The sequence below is a fragment of the Campylobacter aviculae genome (assembly GCF_005406215.1).
GTDB classification, from domain to species: domain Bacteria; phylum Campylobacterota; class Campylobacteria; order Campylobacterales; family Campylobacteraceae; genus Campylobacter_D; species Campylobacter_D aviculae.
The window spans coordinates 1-23,117 of the sequence record NZ_NXMA01000017.1 but is presented as its reverse complement, the minus strand read 5'-3'; the positions used below and the strand labels follow the sequence as shown (position 1 = coordinate 23,117).

Here is a 23,117-nt window from a genome sequence, read left to right as displayed (position 1 = left end):
AGTATTTATCTTTTATGATATTTTTTATCTTATTAATTTAATCTTTTATTCTTATTTATATGGTTTAGTGTTTTTGGATTTAATGTTATTGTTAGGTTTTAGATTGGTTAGTTTGTTTTTATGAGTTGTGGTTTGGTTTATATTATTAGATTTTTTCTATTTTAGGTTTATTAGGTTGTGTGTATAAAAGGGTTTTAGTTTTTAAGTTTAGAGTATTTGTTTATGTGGGTTTTAATTGGTTTTTAGGGTTAAGTTAGTCTTGTATAGTTAAGCTTTTTAGGGTTAGTTTGGTTAGTCTTATTAAAATGAGTTTTATGGATCTTGCTAAATTAATCTTTTATTTTTTTTCTTTGGATGCTTTGTATGTTTTAACTTTGTTGTTTAGTTTATGAATAGGTTTGCTTTAGGTTTTAGAATTTGGGTTTGTGGGTTTAGGATTTTATATAACTAGAAAAAGGATTTTAGTTTTTTAGGGTAGTTTGAGAAAGATTAAGATAAATTATAGTAGTTTTTAATTGTTGGAATAGTTGCTTCTAATGGATTTATAATATTTATAAATTTTTATTATATTGATTAAGGTATGCAAGTATTTAGGATATGATACAAAACTAAAGCAAGTAAATTTAAAAAGATCTTAGAGAAATTTTTAAACAAGTCCTTGACAAACTTACAAAGATATTAGCAAATTCTTAAAAAATTAAAAAACTTATAGCGATTTTTTCTTTATCAAAAGTGAAATTTAGTAAAATAATAAATTATTTTTTTATTAAAGGTTGATGATGCTTTTTACTTTGCTTAATGAAAAAGAATTTTTAAATCCTTATTATCGCAAAAAGCCTATTTTAGAGACAGAATTAAACGATTTTGTTAAGATTTTAAAGGACTATAAAACCAACCTCGAAAACAATCTCAAAAACAACGAAGATTCTCTCGTGGCAAATGCATTAAGCAAATTTTTTGAAAGTTTAAATTTTGAATGTGAAGTCAAAAGCATACACAAAGGCAATAGCGGTATAGACTTAGCCTTAAAAAAAGATGGATCCACTCAAGTCATCATCGAAGCAAAATTGCCTCATTCTAAAGAATTTTTCACCCAAAACAAGCCCAATTGCAAAGCCTTGCAAGAGTGTATTTTGTATTATCTTCGCGAAAGAAAAGCTTTAAATTCATCGCTTAAACATATCATCATTACAAATTTTTACAGCTTTTTCATCTTTAAGGCGGATTTGTTTGAAGAGCTTTTTAACAAAAACAAGCATTGCAAAGAGATTTTTGAAAATTTTGAAAGCAAAACCTCCCTTTTTAAAGGTAATACCGATGAAATTTACAAGGAATTTGAGAAGCTTTTAAATTCAGATCTTTATCTTCAAAGCACTTTAAAAGGGATTTTCATCGACTTAAGGCCGATCTTAGAGCAAGAAAAACCAAGCTTTAGCAGATTAAAACCTTTGTTTAAAATTTTTAATAAAGCTTGTTTATTGGCCGAATTCAATCCAAACGACGCAAATTCCTTAAACAACGCCTTTTATAAAGAGCTTTTGTATATCCTAGGGCTTTGTGAAAACAAACAAAACTCAAAACTTATCATCGCCAAAAGTGAGGAAAGCAAAGAAGAGCAGGGTACTTTTTATACGGCTATTAATTCCAAGCTTAAAGAAGAAAATTTTGAAACCATTTTAAAACTTTTGATTTTATGGTTAAATCGTATTTTATTTTTAAAGCTTATCGAGTCAAATTTGGTGCGTTTTAATGATGATAAAAATTTGAAATTTCTAAATTTCAAAAAAATCCCTGATTTTGACAAATTAAGCGAACTTTTCTTTGAAATTTTAGCCAAAGAAAAAAGTGCAAGAAAGAAAAGCGAATTTGCCTATTTACCTTATCTTAACTCATCTTTATTTGAAAAACAAAGCATAGAAAACACCCTTGAAATTTCAAATTTAAGCAATGATTTAGAGCTTGATTACTATAAACACACGGTGCTAAAGGATGATAAATGCAAAGCTAAAAAAGGAAAAGTGAGGCTTTTAGAGTATTTGTTTGAATTTTTAGATAGTTTTGATTTTGGTAGCGATGATGAGCAAAGCGAACTTCTAAGCCAAAAAGAACTCATAAGCTCTAGCGTTTTAGGAAATGTTTTTGAAAAACTCAACGGCTACAAAGAAGGAAGTTTTTACACACCAAGTTTTATCACTTCTTATATGTGTAAAGAAAGCATCACAAAAGTAGTTCTTGATAAATTCAACGCCAAATTCGATCTTGAGGCTAAAGACATAAGCGAGTTAAGAAAAGCTTTGAGAAAAGAAGACAAAAACGCACAAAAAGAGCTTTTAAATTCCATCAAAATTTGCGATCCGGCCGTGGGAAGCGGACATTTTCTAGTTTCTGCTTTAAATGTGATGCTTAGCATTTATGATGAATTAAATCTTTTCGAAGAAGAATTTTACCTAGAGGTGCAAAACGATGAAATTCTCATCACCGATCGCAAAGGTGAATTTATAGAATACAAACGCCCAAGCACGCACAAAGACAAAGCGCATTTGATTCAACAAGAACTTTTTCACACAAAAAAAGACATCATAGAAAACAATCTTTTTGGCGTCGATATCAACCCAAATTCTTGCGAGATCACCAAACTAAGACTTTGGATAGAGCTTTTAAAGCATAGTTTTTATCAAAGTTTTGATGATGAGAATTATCATGATCTTAAAACCCTACCCAACATCGACATAAACATAAAATGCGGAAATTCTTTGATCGCGTATTTTGACACTCAAAAGTCTTTATCGCATTACCCTAACATCAAAGAGCGTATGAAAAAGTATCAACACATAGTTAAAGACTATAAGGAAGGATTTTACACCGATAAAAATCTCATCGCTAAAGAAATCAAAAACCTCAAAGAATCTTTTAAAAATTTTTGCCTTAAAGACAAATTTGCCAAAGAAATCAAACAACTAACCAACAACGCAAACGAGTATTCTAAAAAATACGGCGATTTTTTAGCTGATGAACATCACGATGAAAAATTTAAAAGCTTTTTTTCTAAAAATATGTTTGAATTCAGTTTTGATGAAAAAGCCGTAAGAAAAGAATTTAAAAAACTTTTAGATCTTTATGAACGTATTTTTGAGCTAGAAAAATCACATCCTTTTGAGTGGCGTTTTGAATTCCCTGAAGTGCTTGATAGTAACGGAAATTTTCAAGGCTTTGATCTCATCATCGGCAATCCGCCTTATATCAGACAAGAAGAGATAAAAGAACTTAAGCCAAATTTGGCGAAAAATTATAAGGTTTATAAAGGCACGAGCGATATTTATACGTATTTTTATGAGCTAGGTTTTAATGTGCTTAAAGAAAACGGCGTCTTATCTTTCATCACATCTAACAAATACACTCGTGCAGGATACGGCGAGGCTTTGCGTGAATTTTTACTCAAAAATACTCAAATTTGCGAATACATCGATCTAAATGGCGTCAAAGTTTTTGGTAGCGCCACAGTGGATACAAGCATACTGAGTTTTAAAAAACTAAAGCCTAAAGATTCTTATTTCAAATACCTTGCCTTAGATAATGAAAATTTAAAAGCTTGTCAATTTCATATCGCTTTAAATACAAATTTCAAAGAACTTCCGCAAAAATCCTTAAGTAAAGAAAGCTTTACTTTTAGCGATGAAAACATCAGTGCCCTAAAGGCTAAGATAGAGCGTATAGGCACTCCGCTTAAGGATTGGTATGGGCTTAATATCAACTATGGGATAAAAACGGGCTATAATGAAGCTTTTATCATCACCACTGAAAAAAGAAATGAGATTTTAGCAAATTGCAAAGATGAAGCTGAAAAAGAACGCACCGCCAAACTCATACGCAAAATGCTACGCGGACGCGATATAAAAAGGTATGCTTATGAATGGGCAGGACTTTGGATAATAGGAACCTTTCCAAGCTTAAAAATCGATATAGAACAATACCCTGCTTTAAAACAATATTTATCGCAATTTTTGCCACGCATAGAACAAAGTGGAGAAAAAGGTTGCAGAAAGAAAACTAGCAATAAATGGTTTGAAACTCAAGATAATATTGCTTATTATCAAGAATTTGAAAAAGAAAAGATAGGTTGGCAAAGAGTAACACAAGAGCCAAGTTTTATTTTAGAAAAAGAATTTGTTTTGTTAGATTCTATGGCATTTATGACAGGGAATTCTAAAAATGAACTTTCTTATCTTTTAGGGTTTTTAAATTCTAGTTTGATTTTTTATTATTTTAAAAATATAGGGCATTTGTATTCTGATAAAGGTTTTTTATTGTCAAATCAATATGTAGAAAGATTTCCTATACCAAAGATAAATTCCAAAAATCAAAAAACAGCTGACGAGTTAGCAACCTTAGTCGATGAGATTTTAAAAGCCAAAGAACAAGACAAAAACGCAGATACCAAAATTCAAGAAGACAAAATAAACACTTTAGTTTATAAACTCTACAATCTCACCGAAGACGAGATAAAAATAATCGAAGGCAAGTAATGGAAGAACTAACAAAAGAACAAGAGCGAATAATAGAAAAAGAAATTAGAAAAGAAATTGATAAAATTAATACTTATTTGGAACCAGAAGACATTTATTTGTGTATTCAAGAATTAAAGAGTTCTATAAGAACTCGATCATTTGAAAGTTTTGAAACGGTATTGAAGAATATTCCAAAATATGCGTATGAGGTTGTAGGAAAAAAAGAAATAAAAAGAATTTTAAATTGTGATGTTGGTTATTTATCAGATGTATTTTGCATTTTTAAAATTCCAATAAAATCTTATAATGAAAATAATTTTGAAATTGAAGAGCAAAAAATAAATATAGACAAATATTCTTGCAATAAATTGTTGCATTTGTTTGAAATATACCCTTTGATGTTTAATAATTGTATATTTGATAATGAAATAAATATTTCTATAGCGTTAAAACAAATTCAAAAACTTTCTTTTTTAATTGTATTTTTAGACAAGAAATAAATTTGAATTTTCAAGAGTGTTTAGATGTTTTTCAAATGGATAATTGTGTATTTGAAAAACAATGTAAAATACAAGGAACATTTAAAGATAATGTCCATTTTAGCAATTCTCATTTTTATGATTATGCTGATTTTCACGAGTGTGAATTTGAAAAAATGGCTAGTTTTTACGGGGTAACATTTGAAAAGGCTCCGAATTTTAGTGCTTGTTATTTTAAGGAGCAAAAAGCTGTAAATTTAATTAATGTTGATATAGACAAATTAAATTTTAAATCAGTAGAAAATTATATAAAGGATAATTATAAAGATAAAAATTACAAAGATGAAATTAACAAAACACAAAATGAAAAAAGTATTTCTAAAATTGAAAATAAGTATAAATTAAAATGCGCTAAAGATTGTAAAGATTCTTTTAGGGTTATTAAAGATGTTTTAACAAATCAAAACAATACCTTAGAAGCTCAAGAGTGGCATAAACTGGAGCTTTATGCCAAAGAAAAAGAATTATTATTTGAGGTAGAAAATTGCCATAGTAAAAATAATATGAGATTGGTTGCTATCAAATCGCAAGATAAAAATTCTATTAATCTTACTGTTGATTTGTTGTTGCTTTGTATTTATAGGATTACAAGTCTTCATCATACAAGTTTTACTAGAATTATTAATTTTACTAGTTGGAATATTGCTATATTTGGAATTCTTATTTATTTAATGTCTTTATTGAGTTTAAGTTTTAATGAAAAAAGTATTTTTTGGTTTTGGGGAATATTTATTTTTATAATTACGTCTATGGTAATTGTGTGGAAAGTATTTGAGAGAAAAAAATTGTATGCTGCAAGCTTAATCTCATGTACCTTTGTAATATTTCTTGCGTCTATTTATTTAGTTATAAACATGACAATATTAAGTTCATTTTGGTATATTACTTTTGCAGCGTTGGCTTATTGTTTTTTTGTAATTATTTTATGTTATTTTTATTCTTGCATAGAAACAAAGCCTAAATTATTTTATTGGTTGAATTGTATTGTTTATATAATTTTAATTTCAATTATTATTGTTAAGCCGCAACTAATAAACCCTTTTATAGGTGTATTTTCATCAGATAAAATTTATGAGAGTCAATTAGAAAAAAAATTAAATGATTTTAATACAAGTGCTATTTTAAATTTAGCGAAAATATCTCAAAAGGATTTTAATCTAAGTATGGATTACAAAGATATTTCCTTTACGGAGTTAAATTCTGCTAAAAAAGCACTTATAGATAATAAAGAAAATATCACAATTTTGCAAGATGAAAAACTAAAAATAGCAAAAGAATTTTTAGGTGATAAATATGAGCAGATTTTGCAAACCATAAATCAAGATGAGATTATGCAAAAAACGATAAAACCTACAAGTATTTTATATAGTATTATTCTTTTGCTTTGTGTCTTTTCACTCCAAAAAACCGCACGTAAAAATTCTATAGTGTCCTAGCTAAAAACAAATACAAGTCAAGGAAATACGATGAAAGTTTTAGTGGATAATTATAAATTTCACAATTTTATTAAAGATAAGATAAAAACAATACAAGGTAAGGAGTAAAAATGAAATTAAAACTTAATTTAGAAAATTGTTATGGTATAGGGAAGCTGCAGAAAGAATTTGATTTTTCAGATAAAAATGTTTTATTGTTTTATGCTCAAAATGGTACTTTTAAAACTTCTTTTGCAAAAACATTTAAAAGTATTAAAAACGATAAGCAAATCAGAGATGAAATATTTCCAGAAAGAATATCAAAAGCTGATATTGAATTTAATGGTGAAAAAATTAGTAAAGAGGATATTTTTATTTTTGATTCTTATGATAGAGAATTTGATTCTTCTAAGAGTGTAACTACTTTTATGGCTAGCCCTAAGTTGAAAAAAGAATATGATGAAATTTTTTCACAACTAGATAAGCAAAAGAAAAGTTTATTAAAGAGTTTAAAAAAATATACAGGTAGTTCTGATTGTGAAAAAGAAATTTTAAAAATATTTTCAAATAAAAATTTTTATCAAATTTTATCAGATAATATAGATTTTATAAAGGAAACAAAAGAAAATTATGAGTTTAAATACCACGATATTTTTGATGATAAGAACAAAGTAAAAGAATTTGTTGATGCAAACAAGGAGATTTTGCAAGGCTACTTTGATAAATATAATGAAATTTTATTATCATCTAAAATTTTCAAAAAAACAGAAAATGGAGAATTTGGAACACATAAAATTAAAGAGCTGCAAAATACCCTAAGTGATAATAGGTTTTTCTTAGCAAGCCATAAATTATTAATTTCTAATCAAGAGATAACAACAAGCGAAAATTTAAACAATTTAATACAAAATGAAATTGATAGAATTTTAGAAAATGATGAGATAAAAAATAAATTTGATGATATTGAAAAAAAGATTACAAAAAATCAAAATTTAAAAGACTTCAAAGAAGCAATTAGTGCGAACAAGGGAATCTTATTAAAATTAATTAATTATGAAGAATTTAGAAAAGAAGTAATATTCTCGTATCTTAATAAAAAAATAAATGAAATTGAAGATCTAGTTTCGTTATATGAAAATCAAAAAGAAAAAATACAAAAAATTATAAATGATTCAAAATTAGAACAAGAATCATGGAAAAAGATTATAGAAATATTTAATAGTAGATTTATAGTTCCTTTTGAAGTTGGCATAGAGAATCAAGATGATGTTTTATTGAAAAATGAAGTAGCAAAATTTGTTTTTAAATTTAAGGACGATATAAATGAAAAAATTATTAATAAAGAAAAGCTAGAAGAGATTTTAAGCAATGGAGAAAAAAGGGCTTTGTATATTTTGCAAATATTATTTGAGATAGAAGCCCAGAAAAATACAAACAAGCCTATTTTGTTTATATTTGATGACATTGTAGATTCTTTTGATTATAGAAATAAACACGCTGTCGTAGAGTATCTCGATGATATACGAGAAAATGTAAATTTTAAGATTATAATTATGACGCATAATTTTGATTTTTATAGAGCTATAGCGAGATTTGGTGCATCAAAATTTATGATAAATAGAAACAATGAAAGGAAGATTATGTTTGAAAGGGGTGAATATGCTAAAGAATTTATAAAATCTCTTAAAAAAAATAATGAAAATATTGAAAAAAATTTTATTACTTTGATGCCTTTTGTTAGAAATATTTTAGAATATACTAAAAATGAAAAAGATAAAGAATATTTATTATTAACAAGTTGTCTACATATAAAAGACGATACAAAAAATATAAAAGTGGAAGAAGTTTTAAATGTTTTAAAAAATAATCTTCAAGAATATCAAGTCAATATAAATAAAAATGATAATTTACTAGATTTTATTTATAACACTTGCGATGAAATTGTAAATTCTAATAATATTAATTCTATAGAATTGCAAAATAAAATAGTCTTATCAATCGGAATTAGATTAAAAGTAGAAGAATTTATATTGTCTAAAATAAATTTACAAAACAAAATCACCAACAATCAGACTAGAGAATTATATAAATTAGCCAAAGAACAAAACATAATAAATGAAAAACAGGACTTTATAATTAGAAAAGTTTTGGCAATCACTTCAGATAATATTCATATAAATTCTTTTATGTATGAACCTATTTTAGATACATCTATCGAACATTTAGTAAAACTATATCATGATATAAAAGAATTAAAATAAGTATAAAAACCGCACGTAAAAATTCTATAGTGTCTAGCTAAATTTTAGGTTTAGCCAGGAAATACACTCCATTAGCGATCAAAACACAAATAAACATCACTAAAGCAAGGATTATCGGTGTATTGGCATTTATGGCACCGACGATGCAAGATATAATGCCTGCAAAGCCAAATTGCATAGTTCCAAGTATAGCTGAAGCTGTTCCGCTATTTTCTTTAAATCTTGCCATGGCTAAAGTCACAGTATTTGGTGCGATAAAACCCAACATAGCTATACTTGTTAAAAGACTGAATTCAAAAAGAAATAAATTTGGAAACAAACAAGCATTCACAAGTAAAATGATAGTTGATAAAAGCATGATCATCAAAGCTTTAGAAAGTATTTTTTTGCTTTCAAATTTTAAAACCAATCTTGCATTGATATTCGCACAAATAACAAAGCTTAAAGCATTAGCTCCAAAAATTAGTGCAAATTTTTGCTCACTAATACCAAAAAACTGCGTAAAAACAAAACTAGATCCAGTAATATAAGCAAACATTGCAGCGAGTGCAAAAGATACGCATATAACACAAGTTAAAAACGTTTTATCGTTAAGGACAATTTTGTATTTTTTTAAAATTTCACTAGGACATATTTGTTTTTCAGCCGTTTTGGGTGCAGATTCTTTAAGTCCAAAAAGTATCATTAAAAAAAGTAAAATTCCAAGAGCAAATAGGGTTGTAAAAATACTATGCCAAGAAAAATATCCCAGTAAAAATCCTCCAAAAGTAGGTGAGAGCATAGGAGCAAGGGAGCTAAAAATCATCATCAAAGCAAAAATTCCCGTCGCTTCTTTGATCTCAAACAAGTCATTGATGATTGCTCTTGCGATCACAACCCCAGCACAACCTCCAAGCGCTTCAAAAAATCTTAGAGCTATGAAAGCATAAATATTGTCGATGATCACACAAAAAAAACTAGAGATGATGAAAAATAAAATTCCCATCAAAGCGGGAATTTTTCTTCCAAAAACATCACTTAAAGGCCCATATATAAGCTGTCCTAAAGCAAAAGCGACAAAAAAACTAGCAAGACTAAGTTGGGTTAAAAAAGGGCTCGTTTGAAAGCTTTGTTGTACGTGAGAAAGCGCAGGCAAATACATATCCGTAGAAAGTGGCGCTATACTTGACATCAAAGCAAGGATGATAATAAGTTTTAATTTTTTAAAGCCGTGAATTTGTGTTTGTTTTTGCATAAATTACCTTTTTAAAAAGTAAAAAGCTATAATTTAATATAATTTTTATAAAAAATCCATTTAACAAAAGGAAGGAATTTGCAAAATTTTCAAAATGAAAAAATAAAATGTCCAAATTGCGGAAATTTTATCGATATTAGCTTAGCTTTATACACTCAAATTTTAGACAAAGCTAAACTAGATATGCAAAAACAAAAGCAAGAATTTGAAAAAGAAGTCAATGAAAAAAGGGCGGAGTATTCTAAAATTTTATCCGAGCTAAAAGCACAAAAGGCCGAACAAGAAAAACTCATCAGTGAACAAGTCAGTCAAAAGCTTGATATTGAAAAACAAAAAATTGAGCAAGAATTGCTTTTACAAAAACAAAACTTTCAAAAAGATTTTATGGAAAAATTTGCTAAAGAACATGAAAATGAAAAGAAAATCATACAAGAAGAGCTTGATAAAAAAAGTAAAGAGTTAAGCGAACTTTTGACTTTAAAGGCTGAAAATGAAAGACTAAAAAGAGAGCAAAAAGAAAATGAAGAAAGATTAAAATTGCAAATCAAAGAAGAGGCTTTTAAGGAATTTAAAGAGCAAGAAAAAAAGAATTTAGAGTTGGAAAAGGAAAAAATTCGTCTTGAATTTCAAAGCAAAAATGAAGAGCAAGACATAAAATTTAAAGAACTTGAGATTAAATTTAAAAGTGTCACTCAAGAACTTGACGCGGCAAAACGTAAAGTCGAGCAAGGATCACAGCAACTCCAAGGCGAAGCAGCAGAACTGCTTATCGAAGAATATATCCAAAATGAATATTTTAGTGATGAGGTTAAAGAAGTGCCAAAAGGCGTTAACGGGGCGGATTGTTTGCACATCGTTAAGGACGCCTTTGGAAATACTTGTGGCAAAATTTTATACGAGAGCAAGCGCACTAAAGAATTCAATAAAGAATGGCTAGATAAACTAAAACTAGATAGCATAGCTGCAAAAAGTGATGTCGCGGTTTTGATCACAAAAACCATGCCTAAAGATAAAGAAAAAACGCATTTTAAAGAGGGAATTTTAATCTGCACTTTTAGCGAGTTTAAAGGCGTTTTAGCTGTGCTTAGAGAAAGTATAATCAATGCTTACAAATTAAAAAATGCTTTACAAAATAAGGATGAAAAAAATCATATTTTATATGAGTATTTAAATTCTAAAGAATTCAATACTCAAATCACCTTCATACTCAAAACTTATCAAACGATGAGAGAAGATCTTGAGGCTGAAAAAAGAGCCTTGCAAAATATATGGAAAAAAAGAGAAAGAGCTATAGAGAATTTAAGTTTTAATTCCACGGCTATTGTAAGTTCGTTAAATGCGATATTTAGTGATTTAAAAGGTGAAAATTTAATCGGTGAAGAAGGGATTAAAAGTCTTGAGAATTTAGCTAAGGAAGATTGATTTGGGAGAGTCCCAAATCAATTATTCTCCTGGAAAATAGTTTGGATTTTTCCAAGGTCCGTATTTGACTTTGATGTATTCTTTAGGATCTAAATTTTGTTGTGGTGAAGCAAAATATTCAGGTTTTAAGGACGGAGATTTGCTATAGGCTGTGTCAAGTCCTGCGCGGTTTTCTGTTGTGGTGATCGGCATTCTTACAAAGCCTGTATTAACATAAGCTGCGATATCTAAAGCATCATTATCGCTTAAGATAGGATTGTCAGCACTTGCACCAAAAGGCATAGCGGATTTTAAAAATCTTGCTAAAAATGGAATCATAGCCATATGTCCGCCATCAGGATAGATGAGCAATGATGGATATAAATGCCCAGTGCCTTTTTCATAGTTTGCATTTTTTACTCCAAGTCCCCTTTCTCCGTGACAAGCGACGCAATTTTCTTCAAAAAGTTTTTTACCGCGAACTGGATCAGCAGGACGATTTGGGAATTTCATTTCAGCAAAGAATTCACCTTGCAATTTCACTCCATCTTTGATTCCATAAGCACTTTTTAGCCATTTTAAATAAGCCACAATCGCTTTCATTTCTTTAGAATTATCAGGAAGTCTATGAGAATCAGTTCCGCCCATACCACGAATTCTATCCTCTAAAGAAATGATTTTCATTGTTTCTATATCTAATCTCGGATAATTATTGATTGCATTTAAAAATGGGATGACGTATTTTTTAGTTCCCGGTAAGCCATTGCCGTCATTGTCCATGTGACAAGAGATGCAATTAACTTCATTGTTAGTTTTTTTGAGTTTGCTATAAGGTCCTAGAGTGCTTTCTGTTTTGCTTAAAAGCTTGATACCATAGCGGATTAAGTCCCCTTCTTTGCCTTTTGGCACGTCATTGATACTTAAATTTTTATTTGGCCATTCTTGTTCGGGTCTTTTTGAAAGTTCTTTAAAATAAGCAACGCCTTCTTTATCATTTAGTTCCTCACCTACTTTGTAATCATTTACACTTTTAGCATTAAGGCTTAAAGTTAAACAAAGGCTTAAAAATAAAACATATTTTTTCATAAATCTATCTCCTAGATATTTTTTTTGATTATTAAAATTTATTCTATCACAAATTTAAATATTTGATGTTATAAAAAATATAAATTATATCGATTAAAATAATTTATTTTTTATAGAGTTTAAGTTCTTTTCTAAAATTTCAAAATTGTCATTTAAATTCTTGTTTAAGTCGACAAAAAAAGGATTTTTTAAAGTTGCAATAAGAAAACAATTATCCTTGTTTAGAATATAATCTAGGGTGAAATTTTTATTTTGGAGTTTTGTATAAATATCATTATTGAATTCTTGCTTTTTATTTAAATTTAAAGCGTGTAGCAAAATTCCACAAAAAAATTGTTTATTTTCATTGATAAATTGCACATCATAGATTTTAAATTCCTTAAAATCAAAGCAATTTTGACTTTTGAAATCTTTTAAATTTTGCACAAATTCCAATTTTAAAAAATCTTTTTGACTCAAACCCTCTTTTTTAAATTTGGCTCCAAAACGTTTAAGAAAGAGATTAAGAGCGTTAATTTGTAATTCTTTTTTAGCAAGGATGAGTTTTTTAGAGGTAAAACGAAAGAAAAAAATGCCTACAAAAATAGCTAAAATAAGAGATATCATCGCATCTTTTATAAATACAAAAGCTAAAAACAATACGATAAAGGCTTCAAAAACGCTTAAAATTTTTAAAATTTTCAAGCGTTTAAGTATTAAAATTCTTTGATTTTCTAAGCTTTTTAAGTCCATTAAGACTTTGCTTTTTCCATTCTTTTTCTTTGGGTTGGATCAAGATAACGTTTGCGAACACGTACATTTTGAGGTGTAACTTCCACAAGTTCATCTTCTTCTATCCACTCTAAGGCTCTTTCAAGGCTTAATTTTCTAGGTGGAACAAGTTTAATAGCGTCATCGCTTCCGCTAGCCCTAACATTGGTTAGATTTTTACCTTTGATAGGATTAACATCTAAGTCATTTGGGCGAGAATGTTCCCCGATAATCATTCCTGTATAAACTTTAGTTTGTGGATCGATAAAAAGCACACCGCGTTCTTGGAGATTAAACAAAGAATACCCCAACGCTACGCCATTTTCCATAGAAATTAAAGCCCCATTATTGCGTTTTTCTACCGCACCACTAAAAGGACGGAATTCTAAAAAGCTATGATTCATCACGCCTTCGCCTTTAGTATCGGTTAAAAACTGAGATCTAAAACCTATAAGCCCACGAGCTGGAATTTCAAATTCAAGTCTTGTTTGTCCATCTCCTGTTGGTGCCATTGTTTTCATTTCAGCTTTTCTTTTGCCTAGTTTTTCTATGACAGCACCGCTAAATTCTTCCGGTACATCGATCACTAAATGTTCAAAAGGTTCAGTTTTTACACCATCTTCTATTTTTACAATAACTTCAGGCCTTCCCATGCAAAATTCAAAACCTTCCCTACGCATATTTTCGGCCAAAATAGTGATTTGAAGTTCACCCCTACCGCTGACTTTAAATTTACCTTCGCCTGTGCTTTCATATTTCATCGCGATATTGGTTTTCATCTCTGCTTCTAGGCGTTCAGCGATTTTATTTGAGGTAACGTGCTTACCTTCTGTTCCTGCTAATGGGCCATCATTGACTGAAAAAACGATACTTAGCGTTGGCTCTTCTATGTGAAGTGGATCAAGTGGCATAGGATTGTTAGGATCTACAACGCTATCACCCACATCTAAGGCTTCAAAACCGGCTATCGCGACTATATCGCCACTTTTTGCTTCTTCAATATCCATTTTTTCTAAGCCCATGAAACCTATGAGTTTAGAAATTCTACCATTGACTTTTGTGCCATCAGCTTTTGCAAGCATTACGTTTTGATTTTTTTTCACTATACCATTAAAAATTCTTGCAATCCCTATCTTGCCTACGAAATTATCATAGCCAAGGGTGAAAACTTGAAGTTGTAAAGGATTGTCATTTGTGCCACTTGGTGCGGGAACTTTTTCAAGTATAGTTTGGAAAAGCGGCTCCATATTGTCACTTTCATCATTAAGATCTAATTTAGCATAGCCATTTTTTGCAGCTGCATAAACGATAGGGAAATCAAGTTGTTCATCGTTTGCATCAAGAGCCACAAAAAGATCAAAAATTTCATTGATAACTCTTTCAGGATCGGCTGCTGGCTTGTCGATTTTATTGACCACTACTATAGGTTTAAGTCCTAAGGATAAAGCTTTTTTTACCACGAATTTAGTTTGTGGCATAACGCCTTCTTGGGCATCAACTAAAAGTAAAACCCCATCGATCATTTTTAAAACACGTTCTACTTCTCCCCCAAAATCAGCGTGACCCGGAGTGTCTATAATATTTATTTTAGTTCCTTTATAATTAATGGCGGTATTTTTTGAAAGTATAGTAATACCTCTTTCTTTTTCTATGTCATTGCTATCCATTACGCGTTCTGAAATTTGTTCTCTTTCACTAAAAGTTCCTGATTGTTTAAGCAATTCATCTACCATTGTTGTTTTGCCGTGATCAACGTGTGCAATAACAGCTATATTTCTGATATTTTCCAAAGGTTTCTCCATAATTAATTTCAAAGCCAAGATTATATAAAAATTTTGCTTAATTTTAGAAAAATAAAAAGTTGGAACACTTCTTGCTTTAAACTGAGTAATATCATTTTTAAAAAGGAAGTTAAAATGTCAAAACCATTTAATGAAGAGTTCTTTATAGAATTAAACACGGATTTAGTTGATAGAAAAAATGAAGTTTTACTTCAAGTTTTAGATCTTTTAGAAGTTTTAAAAACAAATAAAGATGAAAAAATGGCAAGAATTTCAAGTGAGCTTACAGAAATTTTAGAAAATGAAGAGAGTCTTGAAAAAATCATGCAAGCAAAAAATTTAGATGAGCTTTTGGAAATTCTTATTCTTTTAAATGACAATAAAATGATTAAAATTTACGAAAACTCATATTTAGAAGAAAAATTTCCTAACTTGGCGGCAGATAAATTTTTAAAATAATTTAAGGATAAAGTTATGTCAAATGTAACCCCTCAAAGCGATGTCTTAAGTCTTACTCCAAGCAAGACTTCATCAAGCGATTCTTTTAGCAAAACGACAAAAACAAGTCATAAGGCTAAAGAATCAAATGCCAATGACAAAAATTCAATTCAAAATACACAAGAACAAGAGAATGATAGAGAGAATTTTTTAAATTCTTTGCTTGATTCTATCGATGAGACGAATGAATTTTTACCTGATCATATGAAAATCAGCGAAAAAGAAGTAGTAAATGAAGCGATCAACAAACTTCAAAAGGGAACATTTGACGATAATGATAAAATCAGTATTTTTGAATCAGCATCTTTTATGCAAATTCTTTCATTGCTTGATAAACTAAAAGCAGATACGGCAGACATTAAACTCGCAAATCTTTCTAGTCAATTAAGCCAACTTGTAAAAACAGAAGCAAATTTTAATGCTTTAAAGGGTGCATCCAATCTTAATGAGCTTTTAGATATTGCTAAAGATTTGGGTTTGAATGTAAAAAATATTAAAGTTGATCGTTTGCTCGATTTAAAAGCTACTTTTCCAAATCTTGATAAAGCGGATTTTTTTAAAGGTGTTGTGGATAATGTTTTTAAAGAAGTGATTAACAACAAAATAGCACATGTAAGTAAAAATTTAAATCACAATTTACAAAAAACAAATCACTCCCATAGTAATAAAAAAGATGATCATTCCTTGCTTTCTCAAACCTTAAAAAATTTAGATTCTATTATCAATACCAAAGAAAACAAGCAGGAAAAAATTAAAATCAAAAATGAAGATAAAGATCTTGGTATTGAAATTTCAAACATTAAGGATAAAAAAATTCAAACCGAAGATGTTTCAAAAGATATTAAAAGTAAAGATACTCACTTAAATATAGAGCAAGATAAAATTAAAGATACTTTACAAGATTCAGATGAAAAAATAGATTTTAACATTGAGGAAAAACAAGATAAATTAGATGAAAAAATAGATTTTAAAATCGGAGAAAAGCAAGATAAATCAAAAGATAATTTAAAAAATCCGAATGAGATGGAAATTGAAGATAAACAAGTGCAAAAAAACACAAAAGAGCAAATTAAAGAATCAAACAATGAGAGCCAAAATACAAATTTGGATAAAAATTCCAATAAAGAAATACTTAAAGATTCTCAAAATTTAAGTTCTAATTTAACTCAAAAAGATATTACTTTAAAAGATGATAAAATAAACAATAAAGATGTAAAGCTAAATTTAAATGAACAAAAAATAAATTTTGAAAATTTAAATAAAACTCAGGTTGTGCAAAATAAGGATAACACACATCTTAATACTAACAAGGATGAAACTAAAAATAATTTCACCTTAGAACAAACCAAAAATCACAATGATGATACTATGAATAAAGTTGGTTTAGAAGATTTAAATTCTTTAGTTAAAGATCTAAGCAAAATTAATCAAAATAATACAAGAAACATTACTCCAAAAGAGACTTTGCAATATTTTTCAGCAGATCTTAAAGAGGCGGTGGAGCAATATAAGGCACCGATTACAAAATTAAGCATCACGCTTAATCCAAACAATTTGGGTGAAGTAGAAGTTACTTTAGTACAAAGAGGAAGCAATCTTCATATTAATTTTAATTCTAATACCAATGCTATGAATTTATTTATCCAGCATCAATCCGAATTTAAAAATTCTCTTGTCAATATGGGATTTACAGGACTTGAAATGAATTTTAGCGATCAAGGAAAAAGAGAACAAAATCAAAATAAAGGAAAAAATCGTAGTGGCTATGGTTTTAAAGATACTATAGAAGGTAATGGCGAGAATTCAAAAATTAATTTAGAGTTAGTTTTAGCAAAATATTTCTAAAGTTGGAACACTTTTTGCTTTTAATTAAAAAAGACTTAAAATAAAAAGGATGTTAAGATGGCAATATCAGCAAACAATTGGACATATACCAACAATAGTTCCACAAGTAGTTCAAGCTCTAGCAGCAGTTCGACAAAAACAGATAGTTCAAGTTCCACAAGTAGTAGTAATAGTTCGGGTATAGTAAGCAATCCAAATGCTACTCTTGATAAGGATGCCTTTTTAAAACTTCTTTTGATTGAGTTGCAACATCAAGATCCGACTGATCCTATGGATAGTGATAAAATGCTTACGCAAACTTCTCAACTTAGTGCTCTTGAAATGCAGCAAAATACAAATACAACGATGCAAAAAATGGTAGAGACTATGCAAAAGCTTTCCGATTCTTTTTCTACAGCCTTTAGTACTTCTGCTATAGGAGCTATCGGTAAAATGGGAACTGTTGATGAAGATATAATTAAGCTTACAGGTTCAGATGAGGTTATTGCTTTAAAGATGTATTTGCCTGAAGATTCCGATGATAAGGGTTTAACCCTTGAAATATATGATAAAAATAATAAATTAGTTTATTCTGAAAAGAGTAGTGAAGGGCAAGAAGTTTCAAAAGGACTCTTTACTCTAGAGTGGCCAGGTAGAAATAACGATGGCGTTTATGCAGGAGATGGTGAATATACTGTTAAGGTGGTGTACAATAATAAAAATGGAGAAAAAGTTACTGCAAGTTATGGTTCCTATCCTATTGAAGGGATTGTTTTTAAAGATGGTGTAGCTTATGCTAAAATGGCTGGCAAAGAAGTTCCTTTTGATCAGATCAAAGAAATTACAGAATATAAATCAAGCAGTTCTACTGTACAAACTCCATCTGATGATGAAGGAACTTCCGATAATGAGGGATCTTCTGATAGTGAAGATTCTTCGGATTCTGAAGAGAATACATCTGATGATAGTACTAGTAATGCCTAGGAGCTTAAGTCATGATGAATGCATTTTATAATGGGATTTCAGGAGTTAAAACCAATAGCTTTGGTATAGATATTACCGCTAATAATATAGCCAATGTTAATACAACCGGTTTTAAATACTCTGATGCGCAATTTAAAGATATATTTTATACTACCATAACTAGTCAATCAACCAATCCGGCTCAAGGCGGTTATGGTGGTGGTGCAGCATCTTCTCAGGTAATATTTGAACAAGGTTCTGTTGCGGCTACGGGAGGAGAATTTGATGTCGCTTTGCAAGGTAAAGGATTTTTCGGTGTTTTAGGTGCTGATGGAAATGCTTACTATACAAGAAATGGAACCTTTAGAAGAGATGCCAATGGATATTTAGTAGATTCTTATGGAAATTTTGTTTTAGGAACTATGAACCCCGCTTTTGGCGGAATCACTTATAGTGATAGGGTTGCAGGTTTGATGGGAGATTATTTAAATACTGGAAGCCCTGTAAATAGTGGATTTACAGTGAATTCAAGCGATAGCTTTAGTATAGGTACTAGTACAACCCAGCAGCCTTTACAAGTCCCAACTAATATGTACTTAAATCCAGAACCGACTAAAAATGTCAAATGGAGTGGCAATTTAAGCACCAATACAACTACGGAAGTTGTTAAGGTTGATTTAGACCCGAGTAAATTTAAGGTTACAAAAACTGAAGATGGAAAATATATAGTAAGCGGTAGTGTAAGCAAAGAAGATGTTTTAAGTGCAAAATCAGGAGATAGAATTATTTTAAATTTTTTAGATGACAATGGAGTTAAAACGAGTTTTGAAGCAACTTTAGATGAGAATTTAAATTTTAAAAGCAATGAATTAGACTTAAAAGGTTTAGATCCTAATAGTGTAAAATTGAGTTCTGTGCAAATTTCAACCGAACAACAAAAGGCAAATAAAGATATTTTAGAATCCCCAATTTATAATTCAGATGGAAGTAAGAGCACTCTTAGATTAACCTTAGAAAGAATTTTTCCTGAAGATGGTGGAGATAATATTACTTATAAGGCCACAGCACAAATTTATGATTCTAATGGAGAAGCGGTAGGAAATCCAACAGAAGGAAATATAGTATTTGATAAAAACGGAGCTTTATTGCAAAATAATATTACTAGTGTAGCAAATCCTAATGGTGGTAATATCAGTATAGATTTAGGAACTCCTTATGATCCTAGTAAGCCAGGTTCAGGATATAGTGGAATTTATGTACAAGAAGGAAAAGAAAAAAATGTTCTTACCCAACAAGATGGTTTAGCAGAGGGATTTTTTCAACAATATCAAATTACAGATGATGGTAGCGTGGTGGCACAATTTAGTAATGGAAAAAATGCTATTGTAGGAAAACTTGCTCTTTATAATTTTATCAATGAACAAGGTTTAGCTGCTATGGGAGATAATATTTTTGCAGCTACTGCAAATAGTGGCGATGCTAGTTTTATTATGAAAGATGGAAAAGTTGTTAATACAGCCAAATTTAAAGGGGGTTATTTAGAACAATCTAATGTTGATCTTAGCGTAGAATTATCAAATCTTATAGTAACTCAAAAAGCTTTTGATGCGAGCTCTAAGAGTATTACGACAAGTGATCAAATGATACAAAAAGCTATTAATATGAAAAAGTAAATTTAGATAATTTACTTTTTATCTTTGTTCTGTTTTGAGAAATAAATTTTTCAATTAAGATAAATTTTTAAAAAGTTTGATTAATATCAAGGCTTTTTAAGACAATTATGCTAGAATAATACTCGCCTTTTCTTAGACCTGTGCAACGCTATTTTTAAGCACCGCTTCAGGGTGGGAACACAGCAGAGCACTTGATTGTAGTGTGTGCCGCAGCCATCTGAGAAAGGGTTTAACTCTTATTTATCTACGAAAGAATAAAATATATTAATAAAGTGTGATTTTGAAGATTTTTAACTATAAGCCTAACGGCTCATAGTTTTAGTTGCTCTCATTGTTTTCAGATTCTGTATTGTCTGAAACATCTTCAACGGCTTGTCTAGCATTTGAACATTCGATCAATTCTTTGCTAGGAATTTTTCCTCCAGAAGCTATTTCTTGTTGTTCTTTGATTAAAACATCTTGTTTTGCTGCACATTCTTTAACTTTGGCTTTGGCTTCTTCTATGTTTTTGCTATAATATTCAATACTTTTAGAATTTTTTACAACATCTTCTACATTATTACCGCAACCAATTAGAAAAAATAATGCAGCTGAACCTAAAATAATTTTTTTCATAAATAATTCCTTTGATAAAAATTTAAAAAAAGTAATTATAATCATCTTTCTTTAATATCACATAAAAAGTTTAATATTATTCTATAAAACCACTAGCGATAACTTTATCCCCATCGTAAAATACAGCCATTTGTCCGCTTGCTATACCATAAACGCTTTCTTTGAGTGTGATTTTTGCGCTATTGTCTTCAAAAATTTTAACTTCACAAGGGGTAGATTTGGATCTATAGCGAATTTTAACTTCACAATTTAGATTTTTTGCTTCTATAAATAAATTGATATTTTTTAGCTCAAATTCATCGATTTTCAATTCTTCTTTTTTGCCTACGACAATTTGATTTTTTTGAGGATTGATTTTTAAAACAAAATGAGGCTCATGCGCTCCTTTGACTTCAAAACCCCGTCTTTTTCCTATAGTATAGTGCATATAACCTTCATGTTTACCCACAACTTTTCCGCTACTGTCTAGCACTTCACCTGGAATTTTTGTATCCATAAACTGATCTAAAACTTGCACATAGCTATCTTCTACGAAGCAAATTTCAGAACTTTCTTTTTGGGTAGCAAAAGATTTTAAAACCTCGATAGTAGAAGCAAAAGCTTTAACATCCTCTTTTTTCATTTCCCCTAAAGGAAAGATAAGGTATTTTAAAGCCTCTTTATCAGCGCTTGCTAAAAAATAACTTTGATCTTTGCTTTCATCAATTGCTGTGCGGATAAGATTATTTTCAAGTCTTGCGTAATGCCCTGTGGCTAATTTTTCACAACCTAAACTTTTTGCAAATTCAAGAAGTTTTCCAAGCTTGATAAAACGGTTGCATAAAGCGCAAGGGTTTGGAGTTTTGCCTTCTTTGTAAGTATTGACAAAAGGCATATAAACCTTATCTTTAAAATCCTCTTGCAAATCTAAAATATGATAAGGAATTTGTAAAAAATTGGCTACTTTTTCTACTTTTTTGATATTTTCTTCATGATAATTTGGTTTGCCATGCAGTTTCATATAGCAACCTATGACTTCATGTCCCGCATTTTTCAATTTGTAAGCAGTTACTGTGCTATCAACTCCCCCACTCATTGCGACTAAAATTTTCATTAAAGTTCCTTTAAAGTTTTAATTATAAAATCTAAGTCGTCAGTGATTTTATACTTTAACTCATCTCCTTTTGAAATGACTTTTTGTTCGAGTAAAGAATTTCTGACGAACTCATCAAAGCCTCGCCAAAATTTACTCCCAAACAAAATAATAGGAACATTTTTCTTAAATTCAAGTTGTTTAAGCACAAGAATTTCACATAGTTCATCAAGTGTTCCAAAGCCGCCTGGGAAGATCACAAAAGCGAGACTCTTTTCAATAAGAGCCATTTTGCGTATGGCTAAGCTCTCAAAAGTTATATTATACTCTACAAATTCATTTAATTTTTGTTCATGAGGCAAAAATATATTAAAGCCTACAGAATGGATAGAATTTGTATTTTTTTTGGCATTAAAAGCCCCTTCATTAGCAGCACGCATAATGCCACCACCACCACCACTGATCACGCAAAAATCATTTTCAATGCATTTTTGTGCGAGAATTTTTGCTTGTTGGCAGTAAAAACTATCTTCTTTAAATCTTGCAGATCCAAAAAAGGTTATAGCTTTTTTCAGGTTTGGTATATTAGCAAATTTTTCTAAATCTTGGCTTATTTTTTGTTCCATTTTAATAACCTTTAAAAAATAAAATTCATTCTAGCCAAAAATTTAATAAAAAGTGCTTTATTGATGTATCAAGTAATGATATTTAATTTTTAAGTTACAAAAAACTTAAACCCTAGTTTGTCCTATGAGATTATTTAATCTATCCATTATAGATCCAACATAAGAATTGATACTTTCACTGCTTGCTTTCCAGCCACTAGCTTTTGCTTGATTAAACTGATTATCAAACCAAGCTCCACCATAACCTATAACAGAATTTTGCCATTTAACTCCTTTTTCCATTGCATAAATATCTGCGTCAAGCCAACCATCTTGTGCATAGCCTTTTAATAAACTTGCAAAATCAACCTTGCCTGTCATAATGTCGTCTAAGGAAGCTAATGATCCATCAAAGCTTTCTTTAGCCATAGCTTCTTTAAAAGATTTAACTATTGGATTCATTTTGGTATCACCACCTTTTAGAGCATCAGCACCTGTAGATTTTAAAAAACTCATAAATAAATCTTCTCTAGTATAAGTTCCATCTTCATTTTTTGGATAAAATGACATATCAGGATTAAAAGTATATTTGTTTGATGTATTTTGAGTTTGCATACTTTGAGGAGTAAAATCTAATTTTTGCAATCCTGTATTGATACTTGCAAACATTCCTAATTGAATCATTTCATCGTATTGTTCTTGGGTGTTATAATAATTTGTTATGGTTTTGCTTTCAAAATTTAGAGGTGAAGCAAAATCAAAATCTCCTACTGACATACTTACACCTTTAGGCAAGCTATTTAAATCTGCTTCACTAAAACTTGTTTTATTGGTATCGTTAAAAGTATGATTAATAATATCATTGAATTTATCATAGTATTGCTTGATAGTATTT

General features: G+C 29.7%; 17 protein-coding genes and 1 other RNA gene. 10 read left to right on the top strand and 8 right to left on the bottom strand.

All coding sequences use genetic code 11. The annotated features are described in order from the left end of the window. Nucleotides 1-779 precede the first annotated feature (779 nt). The 4 genes from CQA76_RS08005 to CQA76_RS07990 all read left to right on the top strand — a co-directional run bounded on the left by CQA76_RS08005 (nucleotide 780) and on the right by CQA76_RS07990 (nucleotide 8,720). Nucleotides 780-4,523, top strand: a complete 3,744-nt coding sequence (locus tag CQA76_RS08005) for a class I SAM-dependent DNA methyltransferase (protein ID WP_137622878.1) — start codon at nucleotides 780-782, stop codon at nucleotides 4,521-4,523. After that, nucleotides 4,523-5,005, top strand: a complete 483-nt coding sequence (locus CQA76_RS08000; RefSeq protein ID WP_137622877.1) for a hypothetical protein — start codon at nucleotides 4,523-4,525, stop codon at nucleotides 5,003-5,005. The genes CQA76_RS08005 and CQA76_RS08000 overlap by 1 nt, the downstream gene beginning before the upstream one ends. 2 nt (nucleotides 5,006-5,007) lie before the next feature. Continuing rightward, on the top strand, nucleotides 5,008-6,480 hold the full coding sequence (locus CQA76_RS07995) for a pentapeptide repeat-containing protein (RefSeq protein ID WP_232364922.1): 1,473 nt from the start codon (nucleotides 5,008-5,010) through the stop codon (nucleotides 6,478-6,480). A gap of 110 nt (nucleotides 6,481-6,590) precedes the next feature. Next, nucleotides 6,591-8,720, top strand: a complete 2,130-nt coding sequence (locus CQA76_RS07990) for a hypothetical protein (protein ID WP_137622876.1) — start codon at nucleotides 6,591-6,593, stop codon at nucleotides 8,718-8,720. 37 nt (nucleotides 8,721-8,757) lie between these two features. Here CQA76_RS07990 and CQA76_RS07985 read toward each other — a convergent pair whose 3' ends face one another. Beyond that, nucleotides 8,758-9,954, bottom strand: a complete 1,197-nt coding sequence (locus CQA76_RS07985; protein ID WP_137622875.1) for a multidrug effflux MFS transporter — start codon at nucleotides 9,952-9,954, stop codon at nucleotides 8,758-8,760. Nucleotides 9,955-10,032: 78 nt separating this feature from the next. Between CQA76_RS07985 and CQA76_RS07980 the strand changes: the two genes are divergently transcribed. Beyond that, nucleotides 10,033-11,376 carry a DUF2130 domain-containing protein gene (locus tag CQA76_RS07980; protein WP_137622874.1) on the top strand — a complete coding sequence of 448 codons (1,344 nt, stop codon included), beginning with the start codon at nucleotides 10,033-10,035 and terminating at the stop codon, nucleotides 11,374-11,376. Between the two features lie 21 nt (nucleotides 11,377-11,397). On the opposite strand, the gene CQA76_RS07975 is transcribed toward CQA76_RS07980, so the two are convergent. From CQA76_RS07975 to typA, 3 genes are all read right to left on the bottom strand, one after another. Next, entirely contained in the window at nucleotides 11,398-12,441 is a 1,044-nt protein-coding gene (locus CQA76_RS07975; RefSeq protein WP_137622873.1) for a c-type cytochrome, read from the bottom strand. Between the two features lie 93 nt (nucleotides 12,442-12,534). Then, entirely contained in the window at nucleotides 12,535-13,173 is a 639-nt protein-coding gene (locus CQA76_RS07970) for a poly(A) polymerase (RefSeq protein WP_137622872.1), read from the bottom strand. Next, on the bottom strand, nucleotides 13,173-14,981 hold the full coding sequence (gene typA, locus CQA76_RS07965; RefSeq protein ID WP_137622871.1) for a translational GTPase TypA: 1,809 nt from the start codon (nucleotides 14,979-14,981) through the stop codon (nucleotides 13,173-13,175). The genes CQA76_RS07970 and typA overlap by 1 nt, the downstream gene beginning before the upstream one ends. 126 nt (nucleotides 14,982-15,107) lie before the next feature. Between typA and CQA76_RS07960 the strand changes: the two genes are divergently transcribed. From CQA76_RS07960 to ffs, 5 genes are all read left to right on the top strand, one after another. Next, nucleotides 15,108-15,431, top strand: a complete 324-nt coding sequence (locus CQA76_RS07960) for a hypothetical protein (RefSeq protein WP_137622870.1) — start codon at nucleotides 15,108-15,110, stop codon at nucleotides 15,429-15,431. 15 nt (nucleotides 15,432-15,446) lie between these two features. After that, entirely contained in the window at nucleotides 15,447-17,315 is a 1,869-nt protein-coding gene (locus CQA76_RS07955; RefSeq protein WP_137622869.1) for a flagellar hook-length control protein FliK, read from the top strand. Nucleotides 17,316-17,372: 57 nt separating this feature from the next. After that, a complete protein-coding gene (locus tag CQA76_RS07950) occupies nucleotides 17,373-18,278 on the top strand; it encodes a flagellar basal body rod modification protein (protein WP_137622868.1) in 906 nt (301 codons plus the stop codon). Between the two features lie 11 nt (nucleotides 18,279-18,289). Beyond that, entirely contained in the window at nucleotides 18,290-19,930 is a 1,641-nt protein-coding gene (locus CQA76_RS07945; protein ID WP_137622867.1) for a flagellar hook protein FlgE, read from the top strand. A 129-nt stretch (nucleotides 19,931-20,059) separates the two neighbouring features. Next, nucleotides 20,060-20,157: signal recognition particle sRNA small type (gene ffs / locus CQA76_RS07940), an RNA gene on the top strand. A 91-nt stretch (nucleotides 20,158-20,248) separates the two neighbouring features. On the opposite strand, the gene CQA76_RS07935 is transcribed toward ffs, so the two are convergent. From CQA76_RS07935 to CQA76_RS07920, 4 genes are all read right to left on the bottom strand, one after another. Continuing rightward, nucleotides 20,249-20,545, bottom strand: coding sequence for a hypothetical protein (locus tag CQA76_RS07935; protein ID WP_137622866.1), 297 nt, complete (start codon nucleotides 20,543-20,545; stop codon nucleotides 20,249-20,251). Between the two features lie 76 nt (nucleotides 20,546-20,621). Continuing rightward, the gene (gene mnmA / locus CQA76_RS07930) at nucleotides 20,622-21,638 is read right to left on the bottom strand and encodes a tRNA 2-thiouridine(34) synthase MnmA (RefSeq protein ID WP_137622865.1); all 1,017 of its coding nucleotides are present in this window, start codon (nucleotides 21,636-21,638) and stop codon (nucleotides 20,622-20,624) included. Further along, nucleotides 21,638-22,243, bottom strand: a complete 606-nt coding sequence (locus tag CQA76_RS07925; protein WP_137622864.1) for an LOG family protein — start codon at nucleotides 22,241-22,243, stop codon at nucleotides 21,638-21,640. The genes mnmA and CQA76_RS07925 overlap by 1 nt, the downstream gene beginning before the upstream one ends. A 105-nt stretch (nucleotides 22,244-22,348) precedes the next feature. Continuing rightward, a partial coding sequence (locus CQA76_RS07920) for a Cj0814 family flagellar-dependent secreted protein (RefSeq protein WP_408608984.1) occupies nucleotides 22,349-23,117 on the bottom strand: 769 nt, incomplete at its 5' end.